The 25905-nt window shown below is 32.6% G+C and carries 28 protein-coding genes and 3 tRNA genes; 21 read left to right on the forward strand and 10 right to left on the reverse strand.

The window, feature by feature from the left end; translation table 11 throughout:
* The first annotated feature begins 66 nt into the window (after positions 1–66).
* From B3578_RS12055 to purD, 6 genes are all read left to right on the forward strand, one after another.
* Positions 67–1746 (forward strand): AAA family ATPase, encoded by a 1680-nt coding sequence (locus B3578_RS12055; RefSeq protein WP_219034720.1) that lies wholly within the window; start codon positions 67–69, stop codon positions 1744–1746.
* 129 nt (positions 1747–1875) lie between these two features.
* On the forward strand, positions 1876–2376 hold the full coding sequence (locus B3578_RS12060) for an FKBP-type peptidyl-prolyl cis-trans isomerase (protein ID WP_038332370.1): 501 nt from the start codon (positions 1876–1878) through the stop codon (positions 2374–2376).
* A 159-nt stretch (positions 2377–2535) separates the two neighbouring features.
* Positions 2536–3096 (forward strand): phosphoribosylglycinamide formyltransferase, encoded by a 561-nt coding sequence (purN, locus tag B3578_RS12065; protein ID WP_038332368.1) that lies wholly within the window; start codon positions 2536–2538, stop codon positions 3094–3096.
* Between the two features lie 89 nt (positions 3097–3185).
* Positions 3186–4697, forward strand: coding sequence for a bifunctional phosphoribosylaminoimidazolecarboxamide formyltransferase/IMP cyclohydrolase (gene purH / locus B3578_RS12070; protein ID WP_280036526.1), 1512 nt, complete (start codon positions 3186–3188; stop codon positions 4695–4697).
* A 57-nt stretch (positions 4698–4754) separates the two neighbouring features.
* Positions 4755–5126 carry a four helix bundle protein gene (locus B3578_RS12075; RefSeq protein ID WP_125349023.1) on the forward strand — a complete coding sequence of 124 codons (372 nt, stop codon included), beginning with the start codon at positions 4755–4757 and terminating at the stop codon, positions 5124–5126.
* A complete protein-coding gene (purD, locus tag B3578_RS12080) occupies positions 5113–6405 on the forward strand; it encodes a phosphoribosylamine--glycine ligase (RefSeq protein WP_125349024.1) in 1293 nt (430 codons plus the stop codon). Before B3578_RS12075 ends, purD begins: the two co-directional genes overlap by 14 nt.
* 57 nt (positions 6406–6462) lie before the next feature.
* Here the strand turns inward: purD and B3578_RS12085 are convergent, their stop codons facing one another.
* The 3 genes from B3578_RS12085 to B3578_RS12095 are packed head-to-tail and all read right to left on the reverse strand — an operon-like array spanning position 6463 to position 8066.
* Positions 6463–6849 (reverse strand): hypothetical protein, encoded by a 387-nt coding sequence (locus B3578_RS12085; protein WP_114999543.1) that lies wholly within the window; start codon positions 6847–6849, stop codon positions 6463–6465.
* Positions 6849–7070: a VF530 family DNA-binding protein gene (locus B3578_RS12090; RefSeq protein ID WP_038332359.1), complete on the reverse strand. Its 222-nt coding sequence runs from the start codon at positions 7068–7070 to the stop codon at positions 6849–6851. Before B3578_RS12090 ends, B3578_RS12085 begins: the two co-directional genes overlap by 1 nt.
* 51 nt (positions 7071–7121) lie before the next feature.
* The gene (locus B3578_RS12095; RefSeq protein ID WP_114999545.1) at positions 7122–8066 is read right to left on the reverse strand and encodes an ADP-ribosylglycohydrolase family protein; all 945 of its coding nucleotides are present in this window, start codon (positions 8064–8066) and stop codon (positions 7122–7124) included.
* A gap of 208 nt (positions 8067–8274) precedes the next feature.
* Here B3578_RS12095 and B3578_RS12100 point away from each other — a divergent pair, with 208 nt between their 5' ends.
* The 5 genes from B3578_RS12100 (at position 8275) to mtgA (ending at position 11810) form a co-directional block, all read left to right on the forward strand.
* Positions 8275–9174 carry a DnaJ C-terminal domain-containing protein gene (locus tag B3578_RS12100; protein ID WP_114999547.1) on the forward strand — a complete coding sequence of 300 codons (900 nt, stop codon included), beginning with the start codon at positions 8275–8277 and terminating at the stop codon, positions 9172–9174.
* Positions 9175–9178: 4 nt separating this feature from the next.
* Complete coding sequence (locus B3578_RS12105) at positions 9179–9436, forward strand: chaperone modulator CbpM (RefSeq protein WP_135834956.1); 258 nt, start codon at positions 9179–9181, stop codon at positions 9434–9436.
* Between the two features lie 67 nt (positions 9437–9503).
* On the forward strand, positions 9504–10418 hold the full coding sequence (rlmF, locus tag B3578_RS12110) for a 23S rRNA (adenine(1618)-N(6))-methyltransferase RlmF (RefSeq protein ID WP_038332349.1): 915 nt from the start codon (positions 9504–9506) through the stop codon (positions 10416–10418).
* A gap of 111 nt (positions 10419–10529) precedes the next feature.
* Positions 10530–11045 carry a c-type cytochrome gene (locus B3578_RS12115; RefSeq protein ID WP_125349029.1) on the forward strand — a complete coding sequence of 172 codons (516 nt, stop codon included), beginning with the start codon at positions 10530–10532 and terminating at the stop codon, positions 11043–11045.
* A 93-nt stretch (positions 11046–11138) separates the two neighbouring features.
* Positions 11139–11810: a monofunctional biosynthetic peptidoglycan transglycosylase gene (gene mtgA, locus B3578_RS12120; RefSeq protein ID WP_291049037.1), complete on the forward strand. Its 672-nt coding sequence runs from the start codon at positions 11139–11141 to the stop codon at positions 11808–11810.
* Between the two features lie 41 nt (positions 11811–11851).
* On the opposite strand, the gene B3578_RS12125 is transcribed toward mtgA, so the two are convergent.
* Together B3578_RS12125 and B3578_RS12130 are read right to left on the reverse strand one after the other, a co-directional pair.
* Positions 11852–12334 (reverse strand): N-acetyltransferase, encoded by a 483-nt coding sequence (locus B3578_RS12125; RefSeq protein WP_291049040.1) that lies wholly within the window; start codon positions 12332–12334, stop codon positions 11852–11854.
* 33 nt (positions 12335–12367) lie between these two features.
* Positions 12368–13123: a glycerophosphodiester phosphodiesterase gene (locus tag B3578_RS12130; protein WP_125349032.1), complete on the reverse strand. Its 756-nt coding sequence runs from the start codon at positions 13121–13123 to the stop codon at positions 12368–12370.
* A 168-nt stretch (positions 13124–13291) separates the two neighbouring features.
* Between B3578_RS12130 and guaA the strand changes: the two genes are divergently transcribed.
* From guaA to B3578_RS12175, 9 genes are all read left to right on the forward strand, one after another.
* Positions 13292–14824, forward strand: coding sequence for a glutamine-hydrolyzing GMP synthase (guaA, locus tag B3578_RS12135; protein ID WP_125349033.1), 1533 nt, complete (start codon positions 13292–13294; stop codon positions 14822–14824).
* A 73-nt stretch (positions 14825–14897) separates the two neighbouring features.
* A complete protein-coding gene (gene xpt, locus B3578_RS12140) occupies positions 14898–15467 on the forward strand; it encodes a xanthine phosphoribosyltransferase (protein ID WP_219034709.1) in 570 nt (189 codons plus the stop codon).
* A gap of 74 nt (positions 15468–15541) precedes the next feature.
* On the forward strand, positions 15542–16714 hold the full coding sequence (locus B3578_RS12145; RefSeq protein WP_286495801.1) for a hypothetical protein: 1173 nt from the start codon (positions 15542–15544) through the stop codon (positions 16712–16714).
* 145 nt (positions 16715–16859) lie between these two features.
* Positions 16860–16930, forward strand: a tRNA-Gln gene (locus B3578_RS12150).
* 92 nt (positions 16931–17022) lie between these two features.
* A tRNA-Gln gene (locus B3578_RS12155) sits at positions 17023–17093 on the forward strand.
* A 39-nt stretch (positions 17094–17132) separates the two neighbouring features.
* A tRNA-Gln gene (locus B3578_RS12160) sits at positions 17133–17203 on the forward strand.
* 81 nt (positions 17204–17284) lie between these two features.
* Entirely contained in the window at positions 17285–17827 is a 543-nt protein-coding gene (locus B3578_RS12165; protein WP_038334626.1) for an RNA polymerase sigma factor, read from the forward strand.
* Positions 17828–17871: 44 nt separating this feature from the next.
* On the forward strand, positions 17872–18429 hold the full coding sequence (locus B3578_RS12170; protein ID WP_038334631.1) for a C40 family peptidase: 558 nt from the start codon (positions 17872–17874) through the stop codon (positions 18427–18429).
* Positions 18430–18437: 8 nt separating this feature from the next.
* Positions 18438–20264: a hypothetical protein gene (locus B3578_RS12175; RefSeq protein WP_286495803.1), complete on the forward strand. Its 1827-nt coding sequence runs from the start codon at positions 18438–18440 to the stop codon at positions 20262–20264.
* Positions 20265–20308: 44 nt separating this feature from the next.
* Here the strand turns inward: B3578_RS12175 and B3578_RS12180 are convergent, their stop codons facing one another.
* Both B3578_RS12180 and rbfA read right to left on the reverse strand, forming a co-directional pair.
* Positions 20309–21493, reverse strand: coding sequence for an ABC transporter permease (locus tag B3578_RS12180; protein WP_221855976.1), 1185 nt, complete (start codon positions 21491–21493; stop codon positions 20309–20311).
* The gene (gene rbfA / locus B3578_RS12185; protein ID WP_038334637.1) at positions 21493–21852 is read right to left on the reverse strand and encodes a 30S ribosome-binding factor RbfA; all 360 of its coding nucleotides are present in this window, start codon (positions 21850–21852) and stop codon (positions 21493–21495) included. Before rbfA ends, B3578_RS12180 begins: the two co-directional genes overlap by 1 nt.
* 94 nt (positions 21853–21946) lie before the next feature.
* Between rbfA and B3578_RS12190 the strand changes: the two genes are divergently transcribed.
* Positions 21947–22345: a group III truncated hemoglobin gene (locus B3578_RS12190; RefSeq protein WP_019975256.1), complete on the forward strand. Its 399-nt coding sequence runs from the start codon at positions 21947–21949 to the stop codon at positions 22343–22345.
* A 61-nt stretch (positions 22346–22406) separates the two neighbouring features.
* Here the strand turns inward: B3578_RS12190 and B3578_RS12195 are convergent, their stop codons facing one another.
* From B3578_RS12195 to dnaB, 3 genes are all read right to left on the reverse strand, one after another.
* On the reverse strand, positions 22407–23780 hold the full coding sequence (locus tag B3578_RS12195) for an NAD-dependent succinate-semialdehyde dehydrogenase (protein WP_219034703.1): 1374 nt from the start codon (positions 23778–23780) through the stop codon (positions 22407–22409).
* A gap of 147 nt (positions 23781–23927) precedes the next feature.
* Positions 23928–24185 (reverse strand): hypothetical protein, encoded by a 258-nt coding sequence (locus B3578_RS12200; protein ID WP_125349038.1) that lies wholly within the window; start codon positions 24183–24185, stop codon positions 23928–23930.
* Between the two features lie 73 nt (positions 24186–24258).
* Positions 24259–25818, reverse strand: a complete 1560-nt coding sequence (gene dnaB / locus B3578_RS12205) for a replicative DNA helicase (RefSeq protein WP_115001280.1) — start codon at positions 25816–25818, stop codon at positions 24259–24261.
* Positions 25819–25905 lie beyond the last annotated feature (87 nt).

A 25905-nucleotide genomic window follows, 5' to 3' on the forward strand; every position in this document is an offset into this window, starting at 1 on the left:
CCTCACCTCATTCAATCTTCGTATCTTTGCATTTCATTCAAAAAACTCCAAATTCACTCATAAGTTATGCAACAATCAAAGGCTTTGGCAATTCTAAAATCTGGTCGAAATGTATTTTTAACAGGTTCTGCGGGTGCCGGAAAAACTTATGTGTTAAATCAATACATTCAATATCTTAAACAACATGGCGTTCCTGTTGCTATAACGGCTTCTACGGGAATTGCTGCGACGCACATGAATGGTCAAACGATACATTCTTGGGCTGGAATTGGAATAAAAGATTATGTTTCTGATCGATATTTGGCTTCGCTTCGCGACAAGAAATATTTCCGAGATAAAATGGACAAAGTAAAAGTCTTAATTATTGATGAAATCTCGATGCTGCACCGAAATCAGTTGGATGCGGTTGATTATGTTTTGAAGTTTTTCAAACAAAACGATGAACCTTTTGGAGGTGTTCAAGTAATTTTTTCGGGTGATTTTTTCCAGTTACCGCCGATTGGTGAAGAGTGGGAAGAATCGAAAGATAAATTCTGTTTTATGTCCGATGCTTGGGTTCAAGCAAAAGTGCATATTTGTTATTTGACAGAGCAATATCGTCAAACAAATAATGCATTGAATGATATTTTGAATGAAATTCGTTCGGGGAATATTTCGCAAAAAACAGTTGATTTATTAGAAACTCGAATCGAATATTTTCCAGATGAAATAGATTCACAAACTCGTTTGTATACACATAATATGGATGTGGACCGAATTAATAAAGGTCAATTGATTAATATTGATTCATCTTCCAAAACATTTGAAGCAAAAGTTGCGGGAAATCCAGCTTTGGTTGAGGTTCTTAAAAAATCTGTTTTAGCAGAAGAAGTTTTAGAATTGAAGATAGGAGCGAAAGTGATGTTTGTTCGTAACAATTTCGAAGTTGGTTTTGTAAACGGAACGCTTGGAAATGTTTCGGGGTATACTGAAAAAGACGAGCCAATTATCAAAACATTAGATGGAGAATTTTACATTGCAAAACCAGAAACGTGGGCAATAGAGGACGAAAGCGGAAAAGCATTGGCTTCATTTACACAAGTTCCGTTGCGTTTGGCTTGGGCGATTACGATTCATAAATCACAAGGAATGACGTTAGATTCTGCGTTTATTGATTTATCAAAAGCGTTCGAAAAAGGACAAGGGTATGTTGCACTTTCACGTTTACGAGATTTAAATTCGTTGATGTTACACGGATTGAATCAAACAGCTTTAGAAATTGATTCACTTGCAATGAAGGCTGATAGACGTTTTCAGGTTTTATCGAATGAAATGGATGAGTTTCTAGATGAAAAAGAATTGCAAAACTCTTGGGCTGCTTTTATCCGATATTCTGGTGGAACTTTGGATAAAAAACAAATTGCAAAAAATATCGAAAAGAATAAAACCAAAGAAAAAGGACAAAAGAAATCGACTTACGAAATTACATTAGAATATGTGAAAGAAGGTTTGTCTTTAGATCAAATCGCAGAGAAAAGAGGTTTAACTACTTCAGCAATTGTCGATCATATTGGTAAAATCAAAGAAAGTGAGCCTGATTTGGATTATTCAAAATTTAAACCTTCTGATAAAATTATTGATAAAGTTCGATTAGCGTATAGTGAAATCGAATTTGAAGAGAATAAAGTTTTAAAACCAATTTATGATTATTTCAATGGTGAAATTGGTTATGAAGACATCAAAAAAGCATTACTTTTTATAGATTAAATAAAAATTGTCAGTTCAAAAATCTAAATAACTGACAAAATTGGTCAAATTATTCGAAAGGAATAGTTGTTGTTAAAAGATAAGTATTAAAAATGAACGCTTTTTAAAAGCATCCATAATTTACAATTTATGTCAATAGAAAACAATAATGTAGTTTCAGTAAACTACTCATTACATACCATCGAAGCGAATGGTGAAAAAGTATTTGTAGAACAATCAAATACAGAAGAGCCATTAACTTTTTTATTTGGAGCTGGAATGATGATTCCAAAATTTGAAGAAGAATTAAAAGAATTAACAATTGGTGATAAAAAATCATTCGTAATTACTCCAGCAGAAGGATACGGTGAAAGAGTAGAAGAAGCTGTTGCTCAATTACCTTTAGATATGTTCAAAGAATCTGGATTGCCACCAGTTGGAGCAATTTTACCTTTGACTGATGATGCAGGAAATCAATTCCGTGCTTCAGTTGTAGAAGTGACAGAAGAGGCTGTAATTGCAGATTTGAATCCTCCAATGGCAGGAAAAACATTAGAATTTGAAGTTGAAATTCTTAATGTTCGTCCAGCAACTGAGGAAGAATTATCTCACGGACACGCACATGGAGTTGACGGAACTCAAGGGCACTAAAAAATATTTTCAAAAGGCTATTTCAATTTGAGATAGCCTTTCTTGTTTTTAATTGTGAATAAATCATTAATAAATAGATTAAATCCACGTTATATTTTTCGACTTGCATCAACTAAAATCTTATCTTTGTAAAACAAACAAGATTACTTACAAACAAACATGAAAATAGCTGTATTTGTTTCCGGTGGCGGAACAAATCTTCAAAATATTATTGATGCAGTTGAAGACGGAACGTTACCAAATGTCGAGATTTCGATGGTAATGGCAGACCGAGATTGTTATGCAATAGAACGATCGTTGGATAAAGATATCCGAACGTATGTCTTAGACCGAAAAACTTTTTCGGAAGATGCTGAACATAATTTAGAAGGAGAAGAAATCGACCTTATTGTTTTGGCAGGTTTTTTAACCATATTATCTCCAGAATTTACCTCGAAATGGGGCTCGAAAATGATTAATATTCATCCTGCATTATTACCAAAATTTGGTGGAAAAGGAATGTATGGCGCGAAAGTTCACAAAGCAGTTTTAGAAGCTGGTGAAAAAACATCAGGAGCAACTGTACATTTTGTAACGGCTGGTGTAGACGAAGGACAAATTATTTGTCAAGGAATTTTTGAAATTGAAGAAGGTGATGAAGTAGCAGATTTACAGCGTAAAGTTGCTGAGGTAGAAAGTGAAATCTACATTAAGGCAATCAAGCAAATCAGCGAAGCATAAAATATAGAATGCCTCAATGTTGTGTACATTGAGGTTTTTCATTTCCAATAAAATAGTAAACAAACAATAAACTTTAAAAACTAAACACAATGCAAAAACAAGCGCTAATAAGTGTTTCGGACAAGTCGAACTTGTTAGAATTTGCAAAATTCTTGGTTGAACAAGATTACAAAATCTTATCAACTGGAGGAACATTCAAACATTTACAAGACAACGGAATCGAAGTTACAGAAGTAAAAGATGTAACTGGTTTTCCTGAGATTTTAGATGGTCGCGTAAAATCTTTACATCCTGCAATTCATGGTGGTATTATGGCGCGTCGTTCGGACGAAAATCATATGGCAACAATTGCGGAACATGGAATTAACCCAATTGATATCGTTATTGTAAATCTTTATCCTTTCTTCGAAAAGATGAATACAGGTCTTTCTGAAGCGGAAATGATTGAATTTATTGATATCGGTGGTCCATCAATGTTACGTTCTTCTGCAAAGAATTTTTATGATGTAACAGTTGTAACGGATGTGAATGATTATGAAGTAGTGATGAATGAAATTCGTGAGAATGGTTCAACTTCTATCGAAACGCGTAAATTATGTGCTGGTAAAGTATTCAACTTAACTTCTGCTTATGATGCGGCGATTTCTACTTACATTTTAGGAGAAGATTTTCCTCAATTTTTAGAGTCTTCTTACGAGAAAGTGATGGATTTACGTTATGGAGAAAATCCACATCAAAAAGCAGCTTATTATGTTGATAAAACGAAAAATGGCGCAATGAAAGATTTCGAATATTTACAAGGAAAAGAACTTTCTTTCAACAATATTCGTGATATGGATTTGGCTTATAAAGTGGTTTCAGAATTTGAGGAAACAACTTGTTGTGCAGTGAAACATTCAACGCCTTGTGGAGTGGCAATTGGAGAGAATGTTTTAGAAGCTTATGAAAAAGCGTATGAATGTGATCCAATGTCAATTTTCGGTGGAATCATCGCTTTCAATAGAGAAGTTGATGGAAAAACTGCGGTTGAATTAAATAAAATTTTCTTAGAAATTGTAATTGCACCTTCATTTACAGAAGAAGCGTTAGAAATTTTTAAACAAAAGAAAAATTTACGTATCATCAAAGTGAAGAATCCTGTGTCGGATAAAGTAACTTACGTAAAAGTTGATGGAGGATTAATTGTTCAGTCTACAGATAATCAGTTTTCAACAGATCTTAAAGTTGTAACAGAAGCTCAACCAACAGATCGTCAAATGACTGATTTAGTTTTTGCTCAAAAAATTGTAAAATGGGTAAAATCTAACGCGATTGTTGTAGCGACAAATGGTCAAGCTTACGGAATCGGTGGAGGTCAAACGAATCGTATTTGGGCGGCTCAACAAGCGATTGCACGTGCAAAAGAAAAAGTGGAAGATGATTTAGTTTTAGCTTCAGATGCATTTTTCCCTTTCCGTGATGTAGCTGATTTTGCAGCAGAAAATGGAATTAAAGCAATTATTCAACCAGGAGGATCAATCAAAGATCAAGAGTCTATCGATGCTTGTAATGAACGCGAAATTCCGATGGTTTTCACAGGAATGAGACATTTTATGCACTAAAATTCGATATGCGATATTCGTTTTGCGATGTTGGAATTTAAGATTAACTTAGTGTAAATGAGAAGTTATAGAAATTTAGACATATGGCAAAAAAGTTTGGAAATTTTAAGACTGGTTTATAATCTTTCTAATAAATTTCCAGAATCAGAAAAGTATGGATTAACTGTTCAAATAAAAAGAGCAGTTGTTTCAATTCTTTCAAATATCGCAGAAGGTTCTGGAAGAAATTCAAATCAGCAAATGATTAATTTTCTATCTATTTCAAAAGGTTCTGATTTTGAGGTTGAAGCTCAATTAATAATAGCTTTTGAGTTGAATTATATAACAGAGTCAGAATTAAATGAAGCTTTAGAATTAATTGATCATTATTGTAGAATGAATAAAAATTTTCAAAACTATTTAACAAAGAAAAACAATGGAACAAAATAATAGCGCAAACCGCGAATCGCAAACCGCAACTCGCATCTTAGTAATCGGTTCAGGTGGTCGTGAACATGCAATAGGATGGAAGTTTGCTGAAGATTTCAAGCAAAAAGGACAAGATTTAGAATTGTTTTTTATTCCAGGAAATGCAGGAACAGCTCAAATCGGAACAAACGTTTCAGTTTCTTCGATTGAAGAAATGAAAAATTTCGCGAAAGAAAATCAAATCGATTTAACTTTTGTTGGACCAGAAGCTGAATTAGCAGAAGGTATCGTTGATATTTTTCAGAAAGAGAATTTAAATGTTTTTGGACCTCATAAAGCAGCTGCGCAATTAGAAGCTTCTAAAGCTTTTGCGAAGGATTTTATGGATAAATATGGTGTGAAAACAGCAAAATATAAAAATTTTCAAGGACCAATGTTGGCGATTGATTATTTGAAAACACAAGATTATCCAATTGTAGTGAAAGCCTCTGGTTTAGCGGCTGGAAAAGGAGTTATTATCTGCCAAGATTTTGAAGAAGCAAAACAAGCTGTTTTGGATATCATGGAAGATAAAACCTTTGGTGATGCAGGAAACGAAGTGGTTATTGAAGAATATTTAGAAGGTTTTGAAGCCTCTATTTTGTCTTTCTTTAACGGGAAAAAAATCGTTCCATTTGTTTCGGCAAAAGATCACAAGAAAATTGGTGAAGGAGAAACTGGTCTTAATACTGGTGGAATGGGCGTTATCGCTCCAAATCCATTGTTTACGGAAGAGCATTTCAAAATGTTCGAAGAAGAAATTATGGAGCCAACAAAATGTGGTTTAATTAAGGAAAGATCAGAGTTTGCTGGTGTTATTTTCTTTGGATTGATGATTACAACAAAAGGTGTTTATTTGTTGGAATATAACCTAAGAATGGGCGATCCAGAAACGCAAACAACTTTACCTTTGTTAGAAAATGATTTGGCTGAGGTTGTAAATAAAGCAATTAAAGGAGAAGATTTTGACTTGACTTTCAAAAATCAACATGCGTGTTGTGTGGTGATGGTTTCGGGAGGATATCCAGGAAATTACGACAAAGGTTTTGAGATTCGTGGTTTAGAAAATGTAACTTGTCCTAATTTTATTGCTGGTGCAAAATTATCAGGTGAACAAATTGTTACTTCTGGTGGACGCGTAATCAACATAGTTGGATTAGGAAATACATTAGAAGAAGCACGTGAAACTGCTTACGAAAACATCAAAAAAGTACATTTTGATTACGAATATTATCGAAATGATATTGGAGTAATTCAATAAAAAATACAGTTTATATTATTAAAAAATGCGTTTCAAATGAAACGCATTTTTTTTAATTTATTCTGAAAATTCGACGTGATAAACATCGCTTTTATTTCGATTTATTTTTCGATATTCAAATCCTCCAGCTTGCGGAATAATTTCGACTAAATCAAATGATTGACAACTTTTTGGCAAACCATTAAAAATTAAAGTGAAATGAAGAGACGAACCTTCTTCGATATACGTCCAATTTGGATACATTGTAATTCCGTCCGCAAAAACCAATTGACAACGTTTTCCTGATTGATTATCAATAATAAAAGTAGAAGGCCAAATACGTGCAGCATTTGCATATTCATCTGCCGCCATACAACAATGTATAATAACCTGACTTTCTTCTTCGATATTGGTTAAGAGCTCAGAATCAATAAAAATCTTTTCTTCAAGAATAGTTGCACTCATTATTTTGCAATTTTCTTAATGTACAATTCTTCTACTTTTGCACGTGCCCAATCTGTTTTTCGAAGAAATTTCAACGATGATTTCAAACTTGGATTATCATTAAAACATCTGATGTTAATTTGATTTCCCAAACCTTCCCAACCGCCGTAATAAATTACTAATTCTTCGATAATATCGTCTAAACGTTTTCCGTGTAATGGATTATTTTTTTGACTTTCCATTTTGCAAATTTACGAAAATGTTTTTGGTGAATTTAGAATAGTTCAAGCTTTCTAAAATTCATATTTTTCTTCCAATTGTTCTGCTAAATGTAAAATATCATTCACTCGCGCTAATTGCTCAATCCAATTGGTCGGAATTGTTTCTGCATCATAATAAATCCCTGCAATTCCACCAGCAATACAAGCAATTGTATCGGTATCATGTCCTAAATTCACCGCTTTCAAAACACAATCTTTATACGAACTTGTATGTAGCAAACACCAAATAGAAGCTTCTAAACTATCCATGACATAACCAGTTGATTTAATTTCATCTTCTTTTAAATCAATTAGTTTTCCACTTAAAATTCGTTCGAAATATGTAAATTCATTTTTATAAATTTCATTTTCTTCTAAGAATAATTTTAACCAAAAATTTGTGTTCAGATAAGCTTCTTCTAGATTTTCGGCATCTAAAACGTTCAACGCAAATTCAATATAATAAATACACGCCAAAACAGAACGATTGTGCGCATGCGTGATAGAAGAAACTTCTTTGACGATTTCACAGCGTTCATCAATCGATAAATCTTTCGTGAAAATTGCTAAAGGAAGAATACGCATTAACGATCCATTTCCATTATCAGATTCGGATGTAGAACCAGCCTCAATTGGATTTTTTACAACTCGTAAACGATTTATTGCTTTTCGTGTAGAAATTCCAACATCAAAGACTTCTCCGTCAGCCGTCCAATAACCTTCGTGCATCCACATCTGAAATTTTTCTGCAATATCATTCACATTATAACCATTACACAACGATTCAGCCAAGCAAAACATCATCGAACTATCGTCAGAAAAAGTGCCAGGAGGCATATTGTATGTTCCATAACCCATCATATCTGTGACAGGATTTTGTTGTAAATATTGCCTACTTTTAAACTCAACTGGAACTCCTAATGCGTCACCAACCGCCGATCCAATTAATATATTTTTCGAAAAATTTTTTCTATTCATAACTTTCTTTTATAAATGAAAAATAATTGATTTTTTTGAATATATCCAAATTATTTTTGAAAATTTATGAATTAATCATAATAAATTTATCTTTTTCGGATAAAATATTAAAAGGTTTAAAATAGATAAAAAAGAATAAGTCGTATTGTCAGTTTTGAAAAAATTGGAACTGATTTTGATTAAATTACCACACAAACTTATTATTACTATGGCTTTTATAGATTATTATACAACATTAGGTCTGCAAAAGACCGCATCACAAGATGAGATAAAAAAAGCTTATCGGAAATTGGCACGTAAGTATCATCCCGATCTTAATCCAAATAACGATGAAGCTGCACAGAAATTTAAAGAATTAAATGAAGCAAACGAAGTGTTGAGCGATCCAGAAAAACGTAAAAAATACGATAAATATGGAGAAAATTGGCAACATGGTGAAGAATATGAAAAAGCTCGTCAGCAACAACAACAGCAACAATATCAATATAGTAATAGCGATTTTGATGGAGCTGAAGGTTTTGGTGATTTTGATGGCTATTCAGATTTTTTCAGTTCGATGTTTGGACGCGAAGGAAGGAGTAGATCAACAGGTTATAAAGGGCAAGATGTTAATGCCAGTTTGACACTAAATTTGACAGATACATTGACTTCGCATAAACAAACTTTTGCTGTGAATGGTAAAAATATACGAATTACAATTCCAGCTGGAGTAGAAGATGGGCAAACGATTAAGATAAAAGGTCACGGAGGAAAAGGTTATAACAATGGTCCAAATGGAGATTTGTATATCACGTTTCATATCGAAAATAATACGTCTTTTGAAGTTAATGGAGCAGATTTATCTACAATTGTTGAAATCGACTTATACGATGCAATTTTGGGTGGAGAAGCGATGATTGATACACTTTCTGGAAAAGTGAAAGTTCCAATAAAAGAAGGAACAGAGAATAATAAAAAGGTTAAATTGAAAGGAAAAGGTTTACCAATTTATAAGAAAGATGATCAATTTGGAGATTTGTATGTGACATTTTCAGTAAAAACTCCAACTAATTTATCAGCAGAAGAAAAAGAATTATTCGAGAAATTACGTTCACTTAAAAAAGCTTAAAACCATGAAAAATGTAACGATATCTGTTATTCAGTTTAGTAAATATCATCAGATTGAACCTCAATTTGTGATTGATTTGTATAAAAATGATTTGGTTGTTTTGCACGAGCGTAACCAAGAATATTTTATCGAAGAAAATGATTTGAAATTAATCGAACGATTTATTGAATTTCATTATAATTTGGGCGTTAATATAGAAGGTTTAGAAGTGATTCATCATCTTTTGAAACAAATCGAAACGCTACAAAAACAATTAAAATAAACGAATTCAAAAACAACCTTTGCAGAAAACTGCAAAGGTTGTCTTATTTTTGCATAAATATTTTTGTATGAATACTCCCGAAAAGAAGAGTAAATTAAAAAAATTACATTCGCGCAATCGTCATTTAGCGCCTTATAATTTCGAAAAATTGTGTGCGATTTATTCCCCACTTTCCAAATATATCAAACCCAATAAAGAGAACGAACCAACGATTAATTTCTCGGATAGAGAAGCTGTAAAAGCGTTGAATAAAGCGTTGTTGAAAACATATTATGATATTGATTATTGGGAATTGCCAAAAGATAATTTGTGTCCACCAATTCCTGGTCGCGCCGATTATATTCATTATGTTGCCGATATTTTGGGTGAAAGTTTTGATGGTGTAATTCCGCGTGGAAAAGATGTAAAAGTCTTGGATGTTGGTGTTGGAGCGAATTGTATTTATCCGATTATTGGAAATTACGAATACGACTGGAACTTTGTTGGCGCAGAGTTGGATTATGCTTCTTTCAAAAATGCGGAAGAAATTGTCAAGAAAAATGCTCGATTACGTAACAAAGTTGAGATTAGAATGCAATTTAATCCAAACAATATTTTCAAAAAAATCATCAAACAAGGCGAAAAATTTGATATTACAATTTGTAATCCTCCATTTTTTAGATCGAATCAAGAAGTGATGGAGCAAACAATGCGTAAACTGAAAAACTTAGGTCAAAAATCTGATCAAAAACCAATTCAAAACTTTGGTGGGAATAATTCTGAGCTTTGGTGTAGAGGAGGAGAGCGTCTGTTTATCACGAAAATGATAAAAGAAAGTGCGGATTATAAACATCAAGTAAAATGGTTTACAACATTGGTTTCTAAGAAAGAAAATGTTCGAATTTTGGAAGGTATTTTGAAACGTGAAAAAGTAAGAGATTACCGAATTGTAAATATGCAACAAGGGAATAAAATTTCGCGTTTACTAGTTTGGAGATTTTAATTGATTTATTTTTAATTCATTAAAGGTTTTATTTAAAATTATTCCAAATTTTTCTGAAGGGTTTATTCAGTTTAAGATTTGTTTTACCTTTTATAAACAAAATTATTACAAATGAAAACAAATAGAATAATGGTTTCTTTGGTAGTTGTAGCGTTGATGTTTAGTATTTTTTCGTTTACGACTTCTCGTCAAATTGACACAGGAAAAGCAATTTCAAGTTCAGAATGGAAAAATCTAAAAGTGTTACCACAAAACATTTCGGAAGATAGTTTGAAAGGTTTGATGCGCGGATACAACGCTGCTTTAGGAGTGAAATGTAATTTTTGCCACGCCGAAAATCCAGATACGAAAAAGATGGATTTTGCAAGTGATGCAAAAAAAGAAAAGGAATTTGCACGTCATATGATTGTAATGACACGTGATATTAACGCGAAAAATTTCAATTGGGAAAATGCAAAAAATCCTGAAATGATCAATGTTGTAACATGTGTAATGTGTCACAGAGGAAATGAAAGTCCTACAAAATCATTGATTGAGCCTGTAAACGCTGAGTTAAAAAACGTGAAAGATGTTGCAAAAGAAAAATTAGCTCCCACATCTGGTTCAACGAAAGTTGAGAAAAAATAAAGAATAGAAATATAAGCTCCATTTTTGGAGCTTTTTTTATTTTCAAAATTCAATAAATCGTATAACTTTGCTTTCATAATTTAAAGAAATAAAATGTTTAAATTTATTCGTAAGGTTGTAATTTATCTTTTTGTAGCTCATCTTGTATACATTGTTGTGTTAAAGTGGATTAATCCGCCGTTCACGATTACGCAAGTTCAGCAAGGTTTTGAACAAGGAAAATTTAAGCGCGATTATATTTCCTATGAAGAAATGGGACGAAATATAAAATTGGCTGTAATTGGTTCCGAAGATCAAAAGTTTCCTGTACACAATGGATTTGATATGGATGGAATACAAGAAGCGATCGAAAAAAATAAAGAAGGGAAAAAACTTCGTGGAGGTTCTACGATTTCTCAACAAGTAGCGAAAAATGTGTTTTTGTGGCAAGGTCGTTCTTGGTTGAGAAAAGGATTGGAAGTTTATTTTACGTTTATGATCGAAAAAATTTGGGGCAAACAACGTATTTTAGAAATGTATTTGAACACTTCGGAAATGGGAATTGGTGTTTTTGGAGTTGAAGCAGCTTCAGAATATTATTTTAATAAACCAGCTAAAGATTTAACCAAAAATGAAGCGGCTCGAATTGCAGCAGCTTTGCCATTGCCACGAAAATATAATGTGAATCCGCCTTCGTCTTTTATCAGTAGACGCGCTAGTCATATAGAGCGACAAATGCGAAATATACAAGGAAGCACTGATTTGGAAAAGGTTTTAGGAGAATAAAATAGAAAAGAGAAGTTAATAAGCTTCTCTTTTTTGTTTTATTACTCTCTCCAATTAATTTTAACCGCAGAAATTTTCTCTAATTCCAAACGAATTTCAGGAAGTAAATTGAAATCATTTTTCATGTAAAAAGCCAACGGAGAACAATAAGGCTCTCCATTCGCTTTTGTATCTTTTTCATGGTCGATTACCCAACCATTTAGTTCTGTCGAAAATGTTTTTAATCGATTAAAAATTTTACGTCCCAAACCAATTTGATGCAACTCGCTATCCACAATTATTGCAAACCATTTTTCATAATCTCTTTCAAAAATAACCGCCCAAGCTCGCATTTGATTGTTTTCATCTACAGCAAAAAAATGTTTCGCTTCAATCAAACTATTCAAATAATTTTCGGTGTCCTGTAAACTCTCAAAAGCCAAATTAATAGGATATTCGTTGTTCCAAATTTTAAAAATATACTCTTTATGAATTTGGTTCAATGTTGTAAATGAATAGATTTCGAATGAATTAAGTTGAGGCATAAAATGATTTCTTATTCCGCTAAATATACTAATTTATTTAGTCAAAATTTCTTTTAAAATCAAAGGTTTGTCAGTTGTAATATAATCAGCTTTCATATCGATCATTTCTTGCATCACTTTTGGGTCGTTAACTGTCCAAACATTAACCAATAATCCCAAGTTTTTCGCTTCTTTCACCCAAGTAGGATTTTTCTGAAAAATGCTGTAATGATAATCAATTCCATTCCAATTTCTCTCTTTTACTTCTTGAGGAGACAAATCTCCGGCTAAATAAGAAACGTGAAATTTTGGTGCTAATTTCTTAAATTCATCACAAATATTTTTACTAAATGAAATGATTTCAACTTGTTTTTCTACTTTATGTTTTTTGATGATTTCAATCGCTTTTTTTACTGCACGATCTTCATTTTCTTTTGATGAGTGAGGTTTTAATTCGAAAATTAATTTGACATTCTTATTCTTTTTTCCTTGTTCAAAATATTCTTCTAAAGTTGGCATGTTTTCGTTGTTAGCCAATTTCAACGTTTTTAAAAGAGAAGAATTTGTAGTTTCGATTGTATGACCTTGGTAATGATCATCATGATTCACCATCAAAACATCATCAGCACTAATTAATACATCAAATTCAGAACCATAAGCACCAATTTCTTGTGCAGATTTTAATGATTTAATCGAATTTTTTGCGTTGTTTTCGGTGTCCCAATAACCACGATGAGCAATAATTTTTTGAGCATTTGCCATGTTTGTAAGCATAAAGGTTGTTAAGGCAGTAAATATAATTTTTTTCATGATGAATTGTTTTTTCAAGGTAAAATTATTTCGATTAATCGGTTTTAAAGTTATGAAAATATTAAGTTCTTGGAAAACTATAAAAATCTACCTAAAAGAATGAAAAATGACGTGAATAAAATTGTGATTGCGCCGAATTTCACTTAATTTTGCACAAAGACAAACACAATGACGCAAGGAATTATTATTTTAGATTTTGGCTCGCAATACAATCAATTAATCGCGCGCCGAATTCGAGAATTTGGAGTTTATACAGAAATTATTCCCTACAACACTTCGATCGAAGAAATCAAAAAACACAATCCAAAAGGAATTATTTTATCAGGAGGACCTTCTTCAGTTTTTGGAGATGAAGCCGCTTTGGTAGAAAAAGAATTATTCGAAATGGGCGTTCCTGTTTTAGGAATTTGCTATGGAATGCAATTGATTTCGCATTTATTAGGTGGAGAAGTTAAGAAAGGAGAAAAAGGAGAATATGGAAAATCTGAATTAACAGTTTTAGCTCAAAACAGTTTATTCGCAGGAGTTCCAGAACAATCTACAGTTTGGATGAGTCACTTCGATGAAGTGATGACAGCGCCAATAGGATTTACAATTTCAGGAAAATCAAATATAGATATTGCGGCAATCGCAAACGAAGATAAAAAGATTTTTGCGGTACAATTTCACCCAGAAGTTACACATTCAGAATATGGTTCAACAATGTTAGAAAACTTTGTTTTCAATATTTGTCAGGCTGAAAAGAATTGGGTTTTAAAAGATTTTATCGAAACAGAAATTGCTCGTATAAAAGAAGTAGTTGGTGATAAAAAAGTGATTTTAGGACTTTCAGGAGGTGTTGATTCTTCTGTTGCAGCGGTTTTAATTCATCGTGCAATTGGCGATCAATTAACGTGTATTTTTGTTGATACTGGTTTATTGAGAAAAGATGAAGGGAAAAAAGTAATGGAAAATTACGGAAAGCACTTCAACATGAACATCAAAATGGTAGATGCTTCAGAACGTTTCTTAACAAACTTGAAAGGTATCGATGAACCAGAAGCAAAACGTAAATCAATTGGTAAAGATTTCGTGGCTGTTTTTGATGAAGAATCAAATAAATTTGAAGATGCAGCATTCTTAGCGCAAGGAACTATTTATCCTGATGTAATCGAATCGCAATCTGTAAAAGGACCTTCTGCAACTATTAAATCTCACCACAATGTTGGTGGATTACCAGAAGATATGAAACTTCAATTATTAGAACCATTACGCGAATTATTCAAAGATGAAGTACGTAAAGTTGGAGTAGAATTAGGTATTCCTCGTGAATTAGTTTACCGCCATCCTTTCCCAGGACCAGGTTTAGGAATCCGTGTTTTAGGTGAAGTAGACGAAGAAAAAGTACGTATTTTACAAGAAGCAGATCAAATTTTTATTGACGAGCTTTATGCACATAATTTATACGACGAAGTTTCTCAAGCTTTCGTGGTTTTATTACCTGTAAAATCTGTTGGAGTAATGGGAGACGAGCGTACGTACGAATATACGGCGGTTGTTCGTTCTGCAAATACGATCGATTTTATGACAGCAACGTGGTCAAAATTACCTTACGAATTCTTAGAATTAGTTTCGAATAGAATTATCAATGAGGTAAAAGGAATTAACCGTGTAGCTTACGATATCAGCTCAAAACCACCAGCAACTATCGAGTGGGAATAAGCTGAAAAATATATCAAAGCCAGCCAATGTGCTGGCTTTTTTTCTATGTAAACTTTAAAAAACTAAATATTAAATGGAACTTTTAAAAGAAAGAATTCTGAAGGATGGAAAAAGTTTCGATGGTGGAATTCTAAAAGTTGATAGTTTTATCAACCACCAAATGGATCCTGTTCTGATGAAAGCAATTGCGTCGGAATTTGTCCAGCGATTTTCGGATTTAAACATTAATAAAATCATTACAATCGAAGCAAGCGGCATTGCTCCAGCGATTATGGTTGGATTAGAATTGAATTTGCCTGTTGTTTTTGTGAAGAAAGCAAAGCCTAAAACAATGACAGATTTTTATGCGTCGCAAGTGTATTCATTCACGAAAGACCGAACGTACGATGTTTGCGTAAGTAGTCAATTTTTGAATGAAAATGATCATGTTATTTTTATTGATGATTTTTTAGCGAATGGAAATGCAGCGTTGGGTGTTGAAAATTTGATTAAACAATCTGGCGCAAACCTTTTGGGAATGGGCTTTATAATTGAGAAATCATTTCAAGAAGGACGCGATCGCTTATTGAATGAAAATATCAGAGTTGAATCTTTAGTAAGATTAAAATCTTTGGGAGACAACTCAATTATTTTTGAAGAATAAAAAATATCAACCAAAAGCCAATTTATATTGGCTTTCTTTTTACTTTTAAAAAACAAAAAACTTACCTTGATAATATGAAAATAAAATTACTTGCCTTAACGCTCTCTTTACTATTCTTTACAAATTGTAATTCGTACAAATCGGCGAATTCAGCATTGGTTTCTGGTAATTTTCAGCAAGCTTTTGAACAATCTACGCAAGCTTATTTCAAAAATCCATCGGAGAAAAATGGAATCAAATATGTTCCATTAATTTTTGAAGCTTATAACAAAGGACAGCAAGAAGATGAAAATAGATTGAAACAAATCGAAACGTTGACTAATCCTTCTAAATATCAGGAAGCGTATCAAATTATTAATCGTTTGCAAGAAAGACAAAAAACGATTGCTGGAATTGATGGAAGATCGATTAGCGGGAAAACGTATAATTTCAAAACAAAAGATTATTCAGTAGCTTATAAAACGATTCAAGAAAAGTATGCGCAATTTTTGTACGATGAAGGAAAATCTTTTCTAAATCAAGGAGGAAAACTGAATGCACAAACGGCTTATCAAAAGTTTCAAGTTTTAGAAAGTGTTTATTCAAATTATAAAGATACTCGTAGTTTGATGAATACGGCTCGTACAAACGGAATGTATAAAGTTTTGGTGCAATTGGTGAACAACACAGAAGTTGTTATTCCTAAACTATTAGAGAAAGATTTGTTAGATTTTAATTCGTATGGATTGGATTCTAATTGGACTGAATTTTACACGGGAAAATTAAATAGTTCTTATGATTATGTAATTCAATTAAGTTTTGAGACGATAAATGTTTCACCTGAACGAGAAAAAATTGAGGTGCATAATTTTGAGAAAAAAATTGTTGATGGTAAAGAAGAATTGGTGCAAAATGGAGTAGTGGTAAAAGATAAAGACGGAAAACCCGTGATGGTAGATCGTTATATTACAGTAAAAAGTCGTTTTGAAGAAGTACAACGCATCAAGGAAGCTGCAATTACGGCAAAATATTATTTGATCGATAATCAAAAAGAGCAAGCCATCGATTCTAAAAATTTAGCAAGTCAGTTTATTTTTAGAGATTCTTACGGAACTTACAAAGGTGATCGACGTTCTTTGGATCGAGATTATATAAATATGATTGGTAGAAGACCAGCTCCATTTCCATCAAATGAGCAAATGATTTTTGATTGTGGGCAAGATTTGAAACGTAAATTCAAGAACGAAATCATCCGTATGAAGCTTTGATAAAAAAAATGTAAAAAATTTAATCATTTTTTAAAATTCATTTTCAATAGCTTATCACATAAAACGTCTGTTTTAGCTAAAAACTTGTAAAATTAGTTTTGGTGAATTAAAAAACCTTTCTATATTTGCACAGCAATTAAGACATAGACCCATGGTGTAACGGTAGCACATCGGTTTTTGGTGCCGCTAGTTGGGGTTCGAATCCCTGTGGGTCTACAAAAGTCTTATGCCTCGATAAGCAATTGTTGAGGCATTTTTATCTAACCTAGTTAAGAGAAAAGTTGCAAAAATTGAAATAAAATTTAGTCAGACCCATGGTGTAACGGTAGCACATCGGTTTTTGGTGCCGCTAGTTGGGGTTCGAATCCCTGTGGGTCTACAATTTTTTCTTTTCAATTTTAACATAATAATCATGGACAGACCCATGGTGTAACGGTAGCACATCGGTTTTTGGTGCCGCTAGTTGGGGTTCGAATCCCTGTGGGTCTACAGATTTTAAGCTTCAATATTTTTATTGAAGCTTTTTTTATACTATATATTTTGTTATATTTATCATAATTGATTTAGTAAATGACATTAGAGGACATAATTTTAGAAGCTAAAAAAGGGAAACGAAATGCTCAGAACGCAGTGATAGAGGTTTTGTGGAACAAAGTTTATCATTATGTATTTTCTAAGATTAGAAACGAAGAAGAAGCCGAAGATATCGCTATAGAAACGTTTACGAAGGTTTTTACAAAATTGAAATTATATAACGAAGATTTTGACTTTACGACTTGGGTAATTTCTATCGCACATAATACGATGATTGATCATATCAGAAGATCTCCAAAACTGAATATTTCTCTTGATGATGAAACCAATTTTTTAGAAATTTTAGAAGATCATCCTTCGCCAGAAGAACATTTGATTTTAAAACAAGATAATGACACGCTGATAAAAGCTATTGCAAAATTGAGAGAACCTTATCAAAAAATTATAGAATTGCGTTATATCGAAGATAAAACATACAAAGAGATTGCTGAAGAACTCAATTTGACCTTACCAAATGTTAAAGTTCGTCTTTTAAGAGCCAAACAATTGTTAACAGAGGTGATGCAAGATAATATTTAGTAAATTTATTCGTTGAAAATTTGTTGAAGAAAACTGGATCGAAAATGAAGAAGCACATATACCTTACAACAATTATTATCGCAAGTTTATTCTTGACGTCTTGTGGAAGTAGTAAAGTAACTTCGTATAAGAAAACTGGTTCTAAAAAAGTTTATACTTCTTCCAAAAAAAACGAATCTACAGAGGTTTTTCGTTCTAAAAATGCTGATGATAGTGCGCCTCGTGATATAAATAAAATTCTAAAAACGGCAAAATCTTACTTAGGAACACCTTACAAATATGGTGGAGTTACGAAAACAGGTTTCGATTGTTCGGGACTGGTTTATGTAAGTTTCAAGGAAATGAATTTAGAATTGCCTCGTCGTTCGAGTGATCAAGCTGAATATGGAAAAGAAATTACAATCGAAAATGTTAAAATAGGTGATTTAATATTTTTTAATACTTCAGGAAATTCAATCTCTCATGTAGGTATTGTAGAAAGTATTAATCATGACGGATCAATCAGTTTTGTACATTCTTCAACTTCGAAAGGTGTCATCATTTCTTCCCTTGATGAAAATTATTGGAAAACTAGATTTGTAAAAGCGGTTAGACTTTTATAACTTGACGTGTGCTTAAAAAAAGAACTATATTATTAACTTTTTTTGGATTACTATTTTTTAGTTTATCCATAGTTGTTAATGCTCAAGAAGATAGTGTCAAAATTGATACAGTTAGAATTGAGAATAAAAATCATTCTAAGTTTAGAAAGTTTTACCAAAAATTATTATTCAAGAAAAAACCAACGAGTTTTCCTATTCAGCCCAATAATAATGTAGGTGATGGAAAATATCAAGGAAAAATTATTCGAAATATTTACTACAAAACACAAGACCCTTTCGGATATTCTTTGCAGGACACGACAAGAAAACCGACAAAATGGATTGAAAGAACTGGAAATACACTACACGGGAAATCTAAGCAATTTGTGTTGCGTCAAAATATGTTGCTGAAACTAGGAGATAAATATGATTCTGTAAAAGCAGCTGAATCTGAGCGTTTAATACGTACCAATCGTTCTATTCGTCGAGTAGAGATTAAGGAAGAAGCTGTCGGGAATGATTCGGTTGATTTATATGTCAATTCAATTGACTCTTGGAGTATGTTTATTACAGGTTCGGTTTCGAGTTCAAAAGCTGGAATTCGCATTAGAGAGCGAAATTTTTTAGGTTTAGGACATGTGTTTGATAATCGTTACCGTCACAATTACAAAACAGGAAATTCGTTATATCAATTTAATTATACGGTTCCAAATATTGCCCAAACTCGAATTATTGGGAATGTACGTTATTTCAAAAATGAAGATAATCATTATACAAAATCAATCAGTTTTGTACGACCTTTTTATTCGCCATTAGCACATTATGCAGGTGGAGTTTCGGTTGGACAAGTGTATTTTAAAGATTCATTAGATTTCGAAAAACCTATTTTGGTTGATAACCATTTCAAATATAATTACCAAGATTATTGGTTGGCAAGAGCGTTTAGAATTGATGATGGTCATTCAGAAAATATTACCAATTTTATTGTTTCAGGGCGATTTTATGATCGATCTTATACCGAAACACCAACTCCAGAAAACGATCCTGTGAACTTTTTTTCTGACCAAACGAATTATTTAGTAGGGATAGGAATTTCTTCAAAACGATATATCAAAACAAAATATATTTTCAATTATGATATTGAAGAAGATATTGCGATAGGGAAATCATTGGGCATTATAGGAGGAATTCAAAATATTCGTCAAACTGATCGTTATTATCTTGGCGGAAAAGCTTCTGCTGGAGGTTTTTTAAATACCGGTTTTTGGGGATTTGGAGTTGAGTTTGGAGGATTTTTTAATAAAGGAAAATTTGAACAAAAAACGCTGTCTGTAGAATTACAATATATGGCAAAGTTGATAAATTGGGGAAAATGGAAGTTCAGAAACTTCATGAAAACTAATTATCTTTTGGGACATGATCGTTTAGATTCTCCTGCGGATCAACTTTCGCTTCATGAACATGATTATTTGGGAATGGCAGGTTTCAAATCGGATAGAGGCTTAACAGGTCAACAGAAATTAATGTTCGAGTATCAATTGCAATCCTATACGCCTTACGAGTTTTTAGGATTTCGTATTTCGCCTTTTTTCAATGCGATGGTTGCGGCAATTGGAGATAACAAAAAATTTATACTGAATAATAACCCAATTTATTCGCGTTTTAGTTTGGGTGTGATGTTGACAAATGATTATTTTGTGTTCAACAATATTCGTTTTTCATTGTCGTATTATCCATCAATTCCTGGACAAGGCGATAATCTAATCAAGACAAATTTATTGGATAATAGAGATTTTCAAATGATGGATTTTGACTTTTCAAAACCAAATTACATTCGTTGGAATAGGTGGGATTAAGACATAAAAAAAGCTTNNAAGCTTTTTTTATGTCTTAATATTTTTTATTTCACTTGTCTGGAAACGATCCACGAAACTAAGCTTCCCAAACCTAAAACAGTTACAATAACTGCAACAAAATTTTCGACAGAAAAGATAAATGGAAATGGAACAGTTGGCGAAGCCATAACCAAACCAAAATCTATTTGTAATAATCCAATAACAGAGGCGATTAATAAACCTGTTGTCATCGCGATAAGGGTGATAATAAAACCAGTTTGAAAGAAAATATTACGAATGTTTTTTCGTGATAATCCAAAACTATACATCGTCTGAATTTCTTTCTTTTTATCCAAAATCAAGATAATAATTGTTCCTGCCAAATTGAAACATGCAATGATAATGACTAACGTAAAAATCAAGTAACTGATTAAATTTTCCATATTCATTACTTTTAAGAAAGCTGAATCTAAATCTTGTCTGGTTTCGATTTTATAATGAGAACCTAATATTTTTTGAAGTTGAATTTTTACTTCGTTAAACGATTTTTTTCCAGTCGTTTTTACCTCAATCGAATAACATTGATTTTCGTTTAACAACAATAATTCTTGCGCCAAACCTAAAGTTGTAAATATGTGTTTGTCGTATTGTTCGTTCAAAATAAACACGCCAACACTGTACGCATCTTTGCGTGTAAAAGCATCGCTTTCTTGTTTTATTAGACCTGTTCCAGCTTTTGGCATCATCAAATCTGCTGGCGTTATCGGATCGATATAAAGTTGCAAACGCTCTGCAATTCCATTCGAAACAATAAAATTATCATCGCGATTAAAGTCTAAATATTGTCCACCATAAATTACCGTATCTAAACGTGTAATTTTGGTGAAATTTTCGTCAACACCTTTCAAATAGGCAATATCTTGCTTTCCTTTGTAATCGATGTAGACTTTTTCTTCGATGATTTTAGAAAAAGCTTTGACATCTTTTTGTTGCTTCAATTGATCCACAACAAAAGTTAAACTGTCCAATACTTTTCCTTTCGAAGGTGATATTTTAATTTCAGGATTTACATTGCTATAATACTTTAAATTCATTTTTTCTAATCCCGAAAAAACGGATAAAATAATAAATAAAGCCGCTGTAGCAACCAGAATAGCACCAACAGCAATCGATGTAATAATGTTTACGGCGTTTGTATTCGTTTTCGAAAAAATGTAGCGTTTCGCAATGTAAAGTGAAATGTTTCTCATTATAAGATTGGATTATTTCCTTCTCCTCTTAGCGCTTTGTCGATTTTATCCATTTCGTCTAACGAATTATCTAAAATGAAAATTAATTCTGGTGTAATACGCATTTGTTTAGAAGCACTTTTTGATAAAATTCCTCTAAATAATGGTGTATTAACTCTAATTTCTTTGAAAATTTCGTCTTTTTGAGTACTTGGAAAAATACTTACATAGATTTTAGAAACGCTCAAATCTGGTGTTACTTTTACTTCTGTAACACTAATCAAATTTCCAGGGAATTCCTTTACAGCCCATTTTCTAAAAGCTTCTGCTAATTCTTCTTGAAATAATTTACTTACTTTTTGTTGTCTATTGCTATCCAATTTTATTCATTTTTATGAGACTGTAAAATTACTGCATTTTTTCGTGATTAAAAACATTGATGAATTGAATTAAGTTCTTTGTAAATTTGTTTTAATGAAAAAAGATATCGAAACTTCAGAAGATGTTGCTTTATTGGTAAATACGTTTTACGATAAAGTGCAAAAAGATGATGTCATTGGTTACTTTTTTTCGGAAGTTGCAAAGGTAAATTGGGACGAACATTTGCCGCATATGATTCAGTTTTGGGAAACTGTTTTATTAGGAAAAGCAACTTTTGAAGGTTGGCCAATGCGAACACATTTGGTTTTGAGTCAGAAAGAGAAATTAAAACCGCATCATTTCGAGCGTTGGATTGAATTGTGGTACGGAATAATTGACGAAAAATTTGAAGGAGAAATAGCAAATGAAGCAAAAAATAGAGCAAAAATTATGCGTGATTTAATTCTTTTCAAAATTGACCAAATGGAACAAAAACAAGGGTTTATTCAATAAAAAAAATGCAGCTTCATAAAAGTTGCATTTTTTTTGTATAATTTGATTAATGATTGAAAAATTATTTCGCAATCATGATTAATTTTTTATTGATAAACTCCATAATTCCAGCTTTAGAAAGTTCGCGTCCGTAACCCGAATGTTTCACACCACCGAAAGGTAAATCTGGGCTTGAAGAAACTTGTTTGTTTACGTAAACCATTCCCGAATCTATTCTACGAGCGATTTTCTCCGCATTCGGAACATCTTCTGTATAAATAGAAGCACCTAATCCGTAAGGCGTATCATTCGCAATTTTGATTGCTTCTTCTACATCCTTCACTTTCCAAATACAAACTACAGGTCCAAAAACTTCTTCGTCATAGGCCTTCATTCCAGGTTTTAAATCTGTTAAAATTGTTGGTTGTAAAAAGAACCCATCACGATCAATACGTTTTCCTCCTGAAACAATTGTTGCTCCTTTATTAGCTGAATCATTAATTTGATCCAATAATTTTTCTAACGCGCTTTCCGAACTTACAGGTCCCATATTGGTGTCAGCATGTGTAGGGTCGCCAACTTTCATTCCGTTTATATAGTCCGTAATTTTTTTCAAATATTCATCGTAAATACCTTCTTGTACTATAATACGTTTCGAAGAAGTACAAGCTTGTCCAGCATTACGTAAACGACCGTTAATGGTTCCGTTCATCACTTTTTCGATATCCGCATCATTCAAAACGATCATTGGATCAGAACCACCAAGTTCTAAAACCGAAGGTTTTACATTTTTACCAGCGATACTTGCAACCTCTGCACCAGCAGCTTCTGAACCAGTTAAAGATACACCAACAATTTTTGGATTATTAATAATCGAATCTGTGTCTTTTCCTGACATCAATAAGTTTTTGTACAAACCTTTTGGAGCGCCAGCAGCAGTAAACATTTCTTCGAAAGCGATTCCACATTGCGGAATATTAGAAGCCGTTTTCAAAACAACTGTGTTACCAGCCATAATGTGAGGCCCAGCAAAACGTGCAATTTGAGAAAAAGGAAAGTTCCAAGGCATGACACCTAATAACACACCAATAGGTTCTGAAACCACATAAGCGTCACCTTTTTCTGTTTGTATAGGAACATTTGCCAAGAATTCTTCTGCATTATCAGCGTAATATTCGATGATATTTGCACTATAATCAATTTCGATTTCACTTTCATACAATGGTTTTCCCATTTCTGTTGTAATCAAAGCAGCTAATCGAGCTTTTTGCTTACGCATTTCGTTTGCGACACGTTTCATTACAGCTTTTCTTTCTTCGAAAGATTCGAATCGCCATGTTTGATATAATTCGTTTGCGTCGTCTATATATTGATTGATTTCTTCGCTTGTGTAGGCTTGAAATTCTTTTTCGATTTTACCTGTAGCAGGATTTAATGTTCTGATTGAACTTGCCATTTCACTCTTTATTTAATGTATACAAAGTTGTAGCAATTCTCGTTCCTAACAAAACTTTTAGGATAAATAAAACTGATAGTTGATGAGATTTTAGAAGGTTTGAACAATAAAGTAAGTATAAATGAACAATAGAAATTAGAAGAATGATTATTTATCTAAATCAGTTGCTGAATTTGTTCGTGATAAAAACCAAATTGTTCCGTTTTTACTTTTCATTTTTTTATTTGCTAAAATAATTCCTAATATTAATCCTGTTAGAATGAAGATAGAACCAATAATTAAATTAGAAATTGATTTATTTTGAAAATAAATCAACAATCCAATTATGAAGCCAATAATAAAGGGTGATATAAAGATTTGAATCCAACCATAAAGTTCTGCAATAAATTCTAGATTCTTTTTCATAAAGTAAATATTTATGATTGATTAAAATTATCAAATCTTAATAGAACAATTCGTTCAAAATAAAATCATTCTTTTAAAACGGTAAATTATCGTCGTCGTTGTTCATCGAACTTGTGAATTCTCCGCCGAAATCTCCAAAAGCATCAGAAGGATCGATAGCAGATAAATTCATTGCACTTCCCATTTCTTGAGAACCATCATTCATCGAGCTTTGAATTTCGAAATCTCCACCAAATGAAGTTTCTAAATCGGTAAATTTAGCTTGCTCATTAATGAATCGTAGACGCACATTTTCTAACGCACCATTACGGTGTTTAGCAATGATAAATTCGGCTTGACCAGCGCAAGGTTCACTTTCATCATCCCAATATTCTAATTTATAATATTCGGGACGATAAATAAACGAAACGATATCGGCATCTTGCTCAATCGCTCCAGATTCACGTAAATCCGATAATAATGGACGCTTGCTTCCTCCACGAGTTTCTACCGAACGAGATAACTGCGAAAGTGCAATAACAGGAATACTTAACTCTTTTGCGATTGCTTTTAAGGAGCGCGAAATCATCGAAATTTCTTGCTCACGGTTTCCATTTGCTTTTCCACCAGCAGTCATTAACTGTAAGTAGTCAATCAAAATCATTTTTACACCATGTTGAGAAACCAAACGACGCGCTTTTGCTCTTAAATCGAAGATAGAAAGGGCAGGCGTATCGTCAATGTAAAGCGGTGCATTTTCAAGACCTTTTACTTTTGTATATAATTGTTTCCATTCGTGATCGGCTAATTTTGCTTTACGCAATTTTTCACCCGAAATTCCAGTTTCACCCGAAATCATACGCGTAATCAACTGAACAGAAGACATCTCTAATGAAAAAACAGCAACTGGAATATTTTTGTCCACCGTCATATTTTTCGCCATCGAAAGGATAAAAGCGGTTTTCCCCATACCAGGACGAGCGGCTAAGATAATCAAATCCGATTCTTGCCAACCCGAAGTAATTTTATCAATTTCTGTAAATCCAGAAGATAAACCAGACATTCCTTCTTTGGTAGATTGGGCTTTAATTTTGTCAATCGCTTCTGTAACTAAATCTCTTGCTTCCGAATAACTACGCTTGATTCCACCTTCTGTAATTTCGAATAATTTCGATTCAGAATAATCCAGTAAATCAAATACATCGGCAGTATCATCGTATGATTTTTCAATGACTTGATTCGAAATTTCAATTAAACGACGAAGAATATATTTTTCTTGAATGACACGAGCATAATACTCCACGTGTGCAGAAGAAGAAACTTTTTGCGTTAATTGAATCAAATAATAATCACCGCCAACACGATCTAATTTGCCTTCACTTTTCAACTCATTCGAAACCGTTAATAAATCAATAGGTTCTGAATCGTTAAATAATTTTTGAATGACAGCATAAATCGCTTGATGCTCTGGACGATAAAAAACTTGCGGTGTAAGAATGTCAATGACTTCATCCAACCCTTTTTTATCAATCATCATCGCACCAAGTACAGCTTGCTCTAAATCAACAGCTTGTGGAGGAAGTTTACCTTTCTCTAAACCAATGACATTGTGCTTGTTAGCTGGTATTTCGGGATTATAATTTGCTTGTTCCATAAGAGTTTCAAAATTAAATAAAAAAACGAGATATAACTAATTTTATATCTCGTTTTAAAATTGTATATTCTACAATAAGTATTATTG

Source organism: Empedobacter sp. UBA1574, assembly GCF_002322895.1.
GTDB classification, from domain to species: Bacteria; Bacteroidota; Bacteroidia; order Flavobacteriales; family Weeksellaceae; genus Empedobacter; species Empedobacter falsenii_B.